We start from the raw sequence: 6,000 nt of genomic DNA, 5'->3' as shown, positions 1-6,000 counted from the left end.
CCGCACCCCGCCGTCGTCTGTCTTATTGCCCCGCCGAGATGGCACTTAATGACAATGTTCACGCGAAACATTGTCATTAACTGTCACTTCGCGGGGTTGCTTGGGGCCTTGGGGACCTCGGGGATCACCTGCGCGGGCACGGGGACCGGAAGGGTGGACGGACCCAGGCTCGGCGGAAGATCCGGTGTTCCGAGGGACGGCGGCGTAATCCCGGGTGCGGGAAGGGGCACGTTGCCCGCGTTCCCCGGGGCCTTGGGTGCCTGGGACGCTCCGCCGCCTTGGGGCTTTACGGAGTTGCCGTGGTCCGTGCCCGTCGAAGGCCCGGTTCCCGTGGCTCCGCCGGCACTGCCCGTTGTATTGGGGGCGGTCGGTGCTGGGTGGACACCGTGTGTGGGCAGTTTTTCAACAGGCCCCGCCGGCCGCTCCGGTTGCGGTGCAGGGGCTGGCCCCGGGGCAAGCTGCGACACCACGGAGCCGATGGCCGCGCCGAGATGCTGGAACGTCCCCGGGATTCCGCCCTCCTGGGCGGCAGCGGCTGTAGCGCCGCCTGCCAGCGATACCGCGACGGCAAGTCCGGCGATTGCAGCACGGCGCTTACGACGGCGGGAGGCCAGTTCGTCGCGGACAGGTGCCTGTGGCGCGGGTGCTTCAGTGGCGGGCTGCCCGCCGGACCCGGCGTCGACTGCGGCAAGGACCGCAGTCGGCAGGTCTTTCACCGCGGACGGGCCATCCGTCGTCGTGATCCTGGCGGTAGCGGCGCTGCCGGCCATGAGGGCGCGCACGGCATCGGAGGGCAGGGGCGCCGTGGCGGCGAGCGAGCGGAGTTCGAGGAGTTCGTCGCGGATGTCGTTGCCCTGCGTGAATCCGGAGTCGGCGAGCAGGCGGTCGACGGCAGCTTCGGCCTGATGCCGTTTGGTGTTATCGCTCATGATGCGCCGTTCCTTTGCACTGCATGCTTCCCCAATGTTTTGTTTCCCAAGGCCCTTTTTCGGAGCGCGTTCAAGGCCCTGCGTTGCAGCTGTTTGACGGCTCCTTGGGATTTGCCCATGATGTCCGCTGCTTCTTCCACCGAGAGGTCCGCGACCACACGGAGCGCCAGGACCTCACGATAGTCATCGGCGAGGCCCTCCATCAGCTCGGTGACCCCCAGGCCGCTGACGGCCTGGTCCTCGGCGGAAGGGGCGCTCCGGCTGTCCAGGTCCGCTTCATACGGAGCCGGTTCGGGGGTGCGTTCCCGCCTCCGGTAGTGGTCCACCATCCGCGCGTGGGCGATCGAGAAGAGAAGTGTCTTGGCCCCTTGCAGCCCTCCGTGAAGGGTTGCCAGTTTCGGGTAGAGCGCCAGGAAGACATCCTGCGTCAGCGCCTCGGGATCATCCACGCCTCGTGCGCGGAGATAGCCGAAGACCGGTCCGGAGAAGGCATTGTAGGCAGCCGTGAAGAGCAGAGCGGGATCGTCCTGATCCGTCTGCACATTCTGTTCGACTAAAGGGTTAAGCACCCGCGGATGCCTCCATCCAGCGCAGCGCAGCGACGTCCAGGGGCCTGTGGAAGTGCTGGCGCTGCCGTCCGTTTCGTAGCGGGGGCTCCCGGTAAGAACCGGAGCCCCCGCCTTTAAACCGTAGCCGCCAGGTGCTTAGCGGACAGAATCGAGGGCTGCGCCGGGGGCTGCCGGACCGCTACCCGGAACCTGGCTCGGGAGGGCCGGAGTCGCGGGAACGGCGGGAACTGCAGGGACCGCGGGTGCCGTCGGAACAGCAGGCACAGCGGGGGTGGCCGGCACTGCCGGGAGCTTGGCCTCGACCGACGAGCCGGCGTTTGCCGAGGCATCCGCGTTGGCGTCAGCCTTCAGGCCAGCGGCCTTGCCGGCATCCACCACTGCTGCGCAGTGGGCGTCAACCTTTGCCTCGCCACCTGCGGCGACAACCAGCGACTGGTAACCCGGAACCTTGGTGTCCTGAGCCAGGCCGCCGTTAAGGAAGGCGGTGCAGAGGCCGAAGGCTTCGGGCGTGGCGTCGATGAGGTCGCCTGCGGCGGACTTGGCCTTGGCAATGGCATCTTCAGCCTTGGCCTGGCCGGCTTCCTTGGCGTCCTCGGCGGTGGCCTTTGCGGTGTCGACGGCGTCCGTTGCTTTGCCGGTTGCGGCGTCAGTTGCTTCGGCAGCCTGCGAGGCGGCCTTTTCAGCGACCGGGGCCGGTGCGCCAACGAGGTTGTGCGCGCCCTGCTGAAGGTCTGCGGGAAGGGCGCCGTTGAAGGCAGCGACACCGGTTCCGCCAGCCGCTACGGCTCCGGCGGCCAGGACGCCCGCGGCGATTTTGCTGGTGGCGAGGACAGAGAACAAGGACATGAAACCCTCCGAAAAGTTTGGGGAGATTGCCCCGGCGGCCTTGGGTGGCCGCCGGATGATCAGTGTGCGGACGTGGCCCGCACACCCCCTACATCGCTGGCAGGGCCTGCCAGGTTACGCCTCTCCCGGAAAAGTTTGGGAAGAGGTCCCCATCGCGGCGCTTGCCCAACGACATTAGGCTCTGGTCAGACGCTGTCGGAGCTGGCGGCGCGGAACACTTTGGGACGCAGGGGGATGCGGTTGTGGGACAAGGTTTGATAGGTGCCGATATTGGCGGTCTTCGGCGTCTTTCGCAAGTGATGGATGCCGACGCAGAGAAGATCACCAACCTTCAGCGGCAGCTCACGTCACTGATCCAGGACGGCCACTACTGGCGCGGCAACGACGCCGACCGGTTCCGCAGCCAGTGGAACAGCGACCTCGCCCAGCGGCTCGGCGCCGCCGCCGCCTGTTTGCGGGCCAACGCCAAGGCCCTTCGGCGCAACGCGGCGGAGCAGGAACTCGCTTCCCGGGGAGATGCCTTCGTCACCAGCAGCAGCTACTCCGACGTCAACGGTTTCACCTTGGACCTCGGAAGCATCGGCCCCGTCAAGGTGGACGCCAAGGGTTCCCAGGGAGTCGAAGGCAAGAGTGAAGCCCACGGCTCAGTCGGTCCGGACGGCGTGGAATTTGGTGCCTCGGCAAACGGATCTGCGGGTAGCCGGTTCGTGGTCACTGGAAACAGCGAAATCGGTCCCGTTAAGACGAGCACCACCAACGAGACATTCATTGGCGCGCGCGGCGAGGGCAGTGTCAGCGGACGCGTTCCCTTCGGCTTCAATCCTTTCGACCCCGCATCCATCCAGGCAAGCGGTGAGGTGTTTGTGGGTGCCGAAAACATCACCACAACCAAGACCAATTTTCTGGACGGCTGGATCAACAACACCTCCACCGTCCGCGCGATGACCGGCGTCGAAGCCAGTGCGCACGCCGGGAACAACGCGTTCCTCTTTGGCGGAGGCGCCGAAGCCTTCGCCGGACAGAAGCTCACCGTCGGCAACGAAACAGAAGTGGCCGGCGGTCTGTTCGGTTTCGGGCAGGGTGGCGAGATCCGGGGTGGAGCCTGGGCCAGTGCGGGTGAGGCGGAAGTAGGCAAGAGCAAGGCCGACGGCGTCACAGGCTCGGCTGCGAGCGCAGGTGCAGGCGCGGAGCTGACCCAGTCGCAGTATGTGGAGTTCCTTGGCCAGCGCTTGACCACATCGGGAACTGTCGCTGCGGGCGCCGGGGAGGGTTACACCCTCAAGGCTTCGATGGATGAAGACGGGCTCACTCTCGGTGTCGGCGCAAAGATCACTGCCGAGCTCGGTTTGGGCGCCGGCGCGGAAGTGCGGATCAGCCCCTCCGGTTTTAAGGATTCCGTGACAGGCTTCGTCGACTTCATCAAGAACTAGCACCGTACTTCACGCCCACAGAGAAGGATCCCCATGCCAGCGCAACAGGTCTTCCCCTCCCCCGCTTTTCCCGCGTACCCCACCATCCGCATAAGCCCGGCCGAGGATTGGATCCAGCGCGTGGTTCCCGACGCCGTGGGTGCGTTGACGGGCCCCGAACGGGCGGGCGAGTACACCCCGAACGTTGTCATTTCCGTTTCGCGGCGCACACCCGGCTATTTGCTGCAGGACATCGCGGGCTCAGTTGACGGGTTCCTGTCAACCCTCCCCGACGCCGTGCTGCTGGGCACGGAACCCGTGGTCATCAACGGCCGTGACTGGCATGTCCGGGAAGCCCGCTACACCCATCCCGAGGCAGGATCGCTGACGCAGTTCACGGCCGTGACCGTGGTGGACCAAGGCGTCGCTGCCGATGTTGTCCAGCTGACCGGCAGCTGCCGGACCGAGGAAGGCAGCCAAGACATCAAAGCGATCTATGCCCTGGTCGCCAGCACGGAAATTGTCTAGCCAGCGATCTTCCTTGCCTGCTCGATCAGCTTGAGCACGTCCACCGACCCTGCCGGATCCACAGGTGCCGGAAGCGCGGAGGCGGTCCCGCCGTCGTCGATCTTTTCTGCAAGGATTCGGTAGAACTCCGGGTAGGCGCCGCGTTCAGTGGGCACCGTGGTCCGCTGGCCGTTCGCCTGCAGGCTGCCGTACTGCCCGGCCGGCTCGACGCCGTACGCGGCGTCCGTGGGCAGCCCGCCGTCCAGGAGGAACGGCTCTTGCGGATCGGTGCCGAACTTCACGTACGCACTGTCGGTTCCGAGGACGCGGAAACGCGGCCCGTGCAGGTGGCTGTTGAGGTTGAGCGTCACGTGGCTCACGACGCCGGAATCGTGGCGGAGTGCAATGAAGATATCGTCATCGGCACGTTCCTGGGCGCGTCTGGCCGTGATCTCGGCGTAGGTGACGTGCGCCGGGCCGAAGAACTGGAGTGCGAGGTCCAGCACGTGGGAGCCGAGATCGAACAGCACTCCCCCGCCGTCTTCCGCTGTGGCACCGGCTTTCCAGGCCTTGGCGATCGAGGGCGCCCAGCGCTCCATGCCCGATTCGAAGCGGGTCACCGTCCCCAGCGTCCCGGCGTCGAGCAGTTTCTTCACGGTGAGCGAGTCGCCATCCCAGCGGCGGTTTTGGTAGACGGTAAGGACGCGGCCCTTCTGGGCGGCGAGCTTGATCAGTTCTTCGCCGTCGGCGCTGCGGACCACGAACGGCTTATCAACGACGACGTCGAGCCCGGCTTCCAGCGCCGCTTTCGCCAGCGGGTAATGGGTTGCGGGCGGTGTGCCCAGCACCATGAGGTCCAGTTGTTCCGCCAGGGCCAGGATGTCCTGCGGGGTATCGACGATCCGTGCCTGCGGGTAGCGCTCCCGGGCTTTCGCTTGGCGTTCCGGGTCCGAGGTGGCGATGACGCTGAGCTCGTAGGCGGGGTTGGCCGCGATGAAAGGGGAGTGGAAGACACTGCCGGACAAGCCGAAGCCGGCAACGGCGGTCCTGATGGGCGAGGATGTCATGCCCCAAGGCTAATTCAGTACACCTCACGCCGGTGGGCGGCACGAAAAACAAGGACGAGCAACTGCTGGTCGTGGATTTCATAGATCACGCGATAGTCACCTATTCGGATCCGCCAAGCGTTTGATTCACCGGACAGCTTCCTGACCCCGGCAGGGCGGGGATCGACTTCGAGTTGAGCGATAGCCAGTAAAAGTCGTCGCCGCAAGGGGCCGTCCAGCTTTCGGATGTGCTTCGCGGCCGAACTGCTAAGTTGCACGCGATACCGATTCAACGGGTGATGCCGTTCTCCTTCAGGAGGTCGTCGAGATCCACGCGGGTTCCATCGTCCTCCGCCTTAGCGGACTTGAGCGCCCTCACATCGGCCTCATCCTCAAGTTGTTCCAGTCGCTCCAGGTCCTCTGCGCTAATCAGGACGGCTGCGACTTTTCCACGACGTGTAATGCTGATGCGTTCATGCCCGTAGGCTGCCCGGTTGATGGTGTCTGAGAGATGGATTCGGAGGTCGGCGACGCTCACGAAGTAGTCTGCGGTACCCATGGATCAACTCTACAGACGTGTGTACGAAAAGTACAAAATGTACATGATGTACTTCTGTCTGGCTACCGGGTGCGAGAGGGTTTGCCTGAAGGGGCGCTTTGGTGAGAGAGCGTCGGGAATGGGGAAGGCCGGGGT

8 protein-coding genes are annotated in these 6,000 nt (G+C 65.3%); 2 read left to right on the top strand and 6 right to left on the bottom strand.

Annotated elements, in window-relative coordinates; all coding sequences use genetic code 11:
- Positions 1-83: 83 nt before the first annotated feature.
- From ACFVSJ_RS07090 to ACFVSJ_RS07080, 3 genes are all read right to left on the bottom strand, one after another.
- A complete protein-coding gene (locus ACFVSJ_RS07090; RefSeq protein ID WP_387435446.1) occupies positions 84-929 on the bottom strand; it encodes a hypothetical protein in 846 nt (281 codons plus the stop codon).
- A complete protein-coding gene (locus ACFVSJ_RS07085; RefSeq protein WP_387435444.1) occupies positions 926-1,498 on the bottom strand; it encodes an RNA polymerase sigma factor in 573 nt (190 codons plus the stop codon). Before ACFVSJ_RS07085 ends, ACFVSJ_RS07090 begins: the two co-directional genes overlap by 4 nt.
- A 135-nt stretch (positions 1,499-1,633) precedes the next feature.
- The gene (locus ACFVSJ_RS07080) at positions 1,634-2,344 is read right to left on the bottom strand and encodes a hypothetical protein (RefSeq protein ID WP_387435443.1); all 711 of its coding nucleotides are present in this window, start codon (positions 2,342-2,344) and stop codon (positions 1,634-1,636) included.
- A gap of 242 nt (positions 2,345-2,586) precedes the next feature.
- On the opposite strand from ACFVSJ_RS07080, the gene ACFVSJ_RS07075 reads away from it, so the two are divergent.
- Together ACFVSJ_RS07075 and ACFVSJ_RS07070 are read left to right on the top strand one after the other, a co-directional pair.
- Positions 2,587-3,774, top strand: a complete 1,188-nt coding sequence (locus tag ACFVSJ_RS07075) for a hypothetical protein (RefSeq protein ID WP_387435441.1) — start codon at positions 2,587-2,589, stop codon at positions 3,772-3,774.
- 33 nt (positions 3,775-3,807) lie between these two features.
- The gene (locus ACFVSJ_RS07070) at positions 3,808-4,281 is read left to right on the top strand and encodes a hypothetical protein (RefSeq protein WP_387435439.1); all 474 of its coding nucleotides are present in this window, start codon (positions 3,808-3,810) and stop codon (positions 4,279-4,281) included.
- Here the strand turns inward: ACFVSJ_RS07070 and ACFVSJ_RS07065 are convergent.
- From ACFVSJ_RS07065 to ACFVSJ_RS07055, 3 genes are read right to left on the bottom strand one after another with little or no spacing between them, the layout of a single operon-like run.
- On the bottom strand, positions 4,278-5,327 hold the full coding sequence (locus ACFVSJ_RS07065) for a Gfo/Idh/MocA family oxidoreductase (RefSeq protein WP_387435438.1): 1,050 nt from the start codon (positions 5,325-5,327) through the stop codon (positions 4,278-4,280). The two genes, ACFVSJ_RS07070 and ACFVSJ_RS07065, sit on opposite strands and share 4 nt — an antisense overlap.
- 14 nt (positions 5,328-5,341) lie before the next feature.
- Positions 5,342-5,584, bottom strand: a complete 243-nt coding sequence (locus ACFVSJ_RS07060; protein ID WP_387435437.1) for a type II toxin-antitoxin system RelE/ParE family toxin — start codon at positions 5,582-5,584, stop codon at positions 5,342-5,344.
- 11 nt (positions 5,585-5,595) lie between these two features.
- The gene (locus tag ACFVSJ_RS07055) at positions 5,596-5,865 is read right to left on the bottom strand and encodes a type II toxin-antitoxin system Phd/YefM family antitoxin (RefSeq protein WP_387435435.1); all 270 of its coding nucleotides are present in this window, start codon (positions 5,863-5,865) and stop codon (positions 5,596-5,598) included.
- Positions 5,866-6,000 lie beyond the last annotated feature (135 nt).

The sequence above is a fragment of the Paenarthrobacter sp. NPDC058040 genome (assembly GCF_042885775.1).
Lineage (GTDB): Bacteria > Actinomycetota > Actinomycetes > Actinomycetales > Micrococcaceae > Arthrobacter.
The sequence above is the reverse complement of the archived record's forward strand: the minus strand, read 5'-3'. Positions and strand labels throughout refer to the sequence as shown.